The following is a 3,622-nucleotide window of genomic DNA, read 5'->3' on the forward strand; positions in this document are numbered from 1 at the left end:
AAAGTGAATTTTTCATTGGTAAATTCGTATTTTTTTGCAGGCTTTTGTTGATTAACAGGCGCGGTTTCATTTGCAATGGAAGAGATAACGGGGGTGGTTTTTGAGATATTTGTCATAATTAAATCCTACATGATTTAGTGTTTTCAATTGACAGCCTATAAAGGCGCCGGGTGTTGAAAACACGGCATGTAGTCCGTTGTTATGCCTTCCTCATAAGAGTATTGTATAGCATAACCACACCCGACAAAATCATCATATATGCTAATTAGAGCATAAAAGATAGCCAGTTTTATAATAGGATTAGGTTTATCGCAACCTTTTCGCTACATGCTTAGTGTTTTCATCACTTGGTTATTTATGTAACAAAATACGTATTTATTGTCAATTTTTATTTTGTCTTTTTTGATATTTTTTCTTGTTTTTTTAAATACGTTGTGTATTCATAATATATTATGCTTATTAATTGCTTCTTTTATATTTATGTGCTTTTAAAGCTATATTATGGGCTTTATAAAACGACTGCGTTATTTTCTGAATCTATACATTTATAATATTTAAAAAACGCTCTCATAATGCGTATTTTTATCTTTATAACCTATCAATTTTTTACTAAATGAATTTTAAATTTTTTGTGAATTTTGTTTATAAGGGTCTTTAATTTAAACAACCTATATTAAACGCACTCTATAAACACAACCTGTAATATATATTTTGTAGGGGTTTTGGGGGTGTTTATATTTTTTTCAAAAATTAGGGAATTAAAAGCGTAAAGTGATATAAGTATTCACAACAAAGCTTTTGAAAACAATAAAGCTATCATTTTAGATTACGGTATAACCTCTTAAAGCCAATGTAAAAGAAGCGTATTCACTTTAAGATGGGATTTATTAAAAATCTTAAAGCAATCAAAATAAGAGTATTTAAAAGTGCAAATGATTTTTTTTAGAATGACGCATATAAACTATTCTTTTAAAAAGGGATACTCAATAATAATTAGGTCAATAAGTTATATTAATAGTGAGAATTTTATTCTTTATTGATTCTATTAGTTTTTTCTCTATCTCTCATCTTTTTTGAGCTTTTTTATAGCTTCAAGAGCGAGTTTTTTACGGTCTGTGCTCTTTATGTAGAGAAAAGTTAGAGTATTTTTAACTTTTCATATAATTATTCTTTGAAAAGGTCAGAGTGCGTTCCTGTACGAATAAGATGTAATTTATCTCCTTCTATTCTATAAATAAGCAGCCAATCTGGTTCGATATGAATATCATGATACCCTACCCAATCGCCTTTTAGTGGATGATCACAGTAATGTCTTGGTAATGGCTTTTCTTCAATTAGAAGACTTAATAGTGTACGCAGCTTATTCATATTTTTACTGCGTTTTTCCGCCTTGCGCACGTCACGTTTAAATTGTCTCGAGCGAACAGGTATCAGCATATTAAATGCCTAAATCCTTAAAAAGGGCATCAGCGTTTTTAAATGTCTTACCTTTACCTTCATCTAATTCCTTTATAGCTTTACGTGTGACACTATTAGGTACTTTAAGCTCAAAAGGCAAACAACCTTCTTCAGCGACACGCAAAAATGTTATGCGGATAAGATCTGATGCACTTAATCCCATGCGTTCTAAAGTAATCATCGCTTGTTTTTTCATTTTAGCAGGAATGCGAGCGCGAACAACAGAATCGGCTTTCATGATTTGTATCTCCATTTATAACCTTTGTTATAGTGTAGCTACACTGTGACTTCAAGTCAATTTTTTAGAATTAAAAACCCTCTGGATAGCAGGTATGGCAAAAAAAACTCCACGAAAAGAATCCTTGATTCGCAATAATTAAGAGGAATGTTGCAAAATCCTATTCTCTTAACTTTATTTTGTTATCCCTCATAGTAAAGAAGATTATATCTAATCAACTTAACAAGAGAGGTATAGATTATGGTTATAAGCTCTATACCCCTTATGAGTTTATCATACCCATTATGTGAGTATGCCAAATCTATTCAGTTTCTCTTAGTTCTAATTTTGGTAAGTTCTTAACGATTTTCATTGTTTCTAGACTTACAGTAATAATCCTTTGAAACAACTCTAATGGATAAGCAGGGTTGCCAACGGTTTCAACAAGCATAGCGATTGGCATCATTCACAATACCACTCTTTTTATCAGTCTTTACACATTGACGCCCCATAACCCATTCAAGAGCGGGTCTACCATTTACGATATACTCATAAGCTTCAAGAGGGATATCTGTTATTGTGATATTGCTATTGTAAATAACAGTGGTTTTATCTTTATCAGATTTTCCATTTTCTTTACCTGCTTTTGCAAATTTCATTTCAGTTACATAATAAAACTTTTCGGGATTAGAGATCTCTGTAACTTTTGGATTACCCTTTTTAAAGGTCACGGGATAAGGCTCTACAGTTTCATAATTCACGTGCAAATGACCCCAGTTCACGCCCTGCTGTTACAAATTTCCAAAAATCATTAGCACTCTTTACGCAAGGGATACGAGGCAATTCTTTAGAGAGGTTATTGACATAACGAGTGCGATATTCTGAATGCAAGAGACCGTAAACATAATAAAACAGATCATCTTTAGTGTTTTTTTCATTAGGATAAGCAGTTTTGAAATATGCTAATTCTTCATAAGTTATGGCATTACGCAATTTCTTTTTTGCTTATTTTAGTAATAAGCTATCGTCATGCTATTTTTCTTATCAAGCGATAATAATGGAGTGTTTCTTGTTGTCTCTAATATGTAACAGTTCCAATAAATTTGGTATATTCTATGAATAACAGTCTTTACTTGAAGCTCAAGATTATATTACATGCAACACCTTAAAATTAAGAAGCATATAGAGTGTATGATTGTCATTTAACAGTGTAATTATACAAGCTTCAAAAGCGGGGGAAATGACATGGTTTGCACAACACATAAAGCAGGTGTATACAGTACAGTCTATGCTTTTCTCTTAGACTTTAGAAGTATTATTCTCATCAAAAAATTAAAAAATTGTTACGCGGTTGGCGATTTTTTCTGTGACGCTGACGATATGGTTCATTTTGTTGCTCATTTTGAGGACACAATGAATGCATAGATTTTTTTTCACTTTTGTTTTTGCTGCTATTTTGTGCCTTTTTTCATGGGCAAGTTTAGCACAAAACATTCGTGAGAAAGCGATTAATCAATCAGAGAGCATCCAACGACAACAAACGCAAGAACAGCGTTTTCAGCAATTACACCGTAGAAACGAAACACATGGGGTATTTTTGCCAGACGATGATACCACATCTGCCTATGGTGCTTCGTCTGGTACAACCTGTTTGCTGATCAAAAGCATTGAATTTGTTGATGCTCAGTTGATTTCTCATACCGACCTTCATGAAGCCATTTCTCTTTGGGAAGGGCGGTGTTTGGGGATTGCCGAAATCAACAAAGTGCTCAAAGCGGTGACCAAGCTTTATATGAAGCGCGGCTATATTGCGGTGCGGGCTTATTTGCCTGAGCAAGATTTAAGCGGCGGTCATCTCAAGATTGTTGTAGTTGAAGGTGTGATGGAAGATATCACTCTGGATGGGCATAAAGTTGAGAGGAGACTTCAAGGAGAAATCACCACGGC

General features: G+C 33.5%; 4 protein-coding genes and 1 pseudogene. 2 read left to right on the top strand and 3 right to left on the bottom strand.

What is annotated here, in order from left to right:
* Window positions 1-1,164: 1,164 nt before the first annotated feature.
* The 3 genes and pseudogenes from ACFIK8_RS08765 to ACFIK8_RS08775 all read right to left on the bottom strand — a co-directional run.
* Window positions 1,165-1,437: a type II toxin-antitoxin system YafQ family toxin gene (locus ACFIK8_RS08765; protein ID WP_026500655.1), complete on the bottom strand. Its 273-nt coding sequence runs from the start codon at window positions 1,435-1,437 to the stop codon at window positions 1,165-1,167.
* Window position 1,438: 1 nt separating this feature from the next.
* Complete coding sequence (locus ACFIK8_RS08770) at window positions 1,439-1,696, bottom strand: type II toxin-antitoxin system RelB/DinJ family antitoxin (protein ID WP_026500656.1); 258 nt, start codon at window positions 1,694-1,696, stop codon at window positions 1,439-1,441.
* A 301-nt stretch (window positions 1,697-1,997) separates the two neighbouring features.
* Window positions 1,998-2,665, bottom strand: a pseudogene (locus ACFIK8_RS08775) (type ISP restriction/modification enzyme); the annotation flags it as partial.
* Window positions 2,666-2,920: 255 nt separating this feature from the next.
* Here ACFIK8_RS08775 and ACFIK8_RS08780 point away from each other — a divergent pair.
* Both ACFIK8_RS08780 and ACFIK8_RS08785 read left to right on the top strand, forming a co-directional pair.
* Window positions 2,921-3,100 (top strand): hypothetical protein, encoded by a 180-nt coding sequence (locus tag ACFIK8_RS08780; protein WP_375647884.1) that lies wholly within the window; start codon window positions 2,921-2,923, stop codon window positions 3,098-3,100.
* On the top strand, window positions 3,093-3,622 hold a 530-nt coding region (locus ACFIK8_RS08785; RefSeq protein WP_375669206.1), incomplete at its 3' end, for a POTRA domain-containing protein. The genes ACFIK8_RS08780 and ACFIK8_RS08785, both read left to right, overlap by 8 nt.

The organism is Bartonella sp. MR168JLCBS, assembly GCF_042194175.1.

Excerpts from the sequence above, each read along its gene's own strand:
- ACFIK8_RS08770 (WP_026500656.1), bottom strand. The coding sequence starts at position 1,696 with ATGAAAGCCGATTCTGTTGTTCGCGCTCGCATTCCTGCTAAAATGAAA.
- ACFIK8_RS08765 (WP_026500655.1), bottom strand. The coding sequence starts at position 1,437 with ATGCTGATACCTGTTCGCTCGAGACAATTTAAACGTGACGTGCGCAAG.
- ACFIK8_RS08780 (WP_375647884.1), top strand. The coding sequence starts at position 2,921 with ATGGTTTGCACAACACATAAAGCAGGTGTATACAGTACAGTCTATGCT.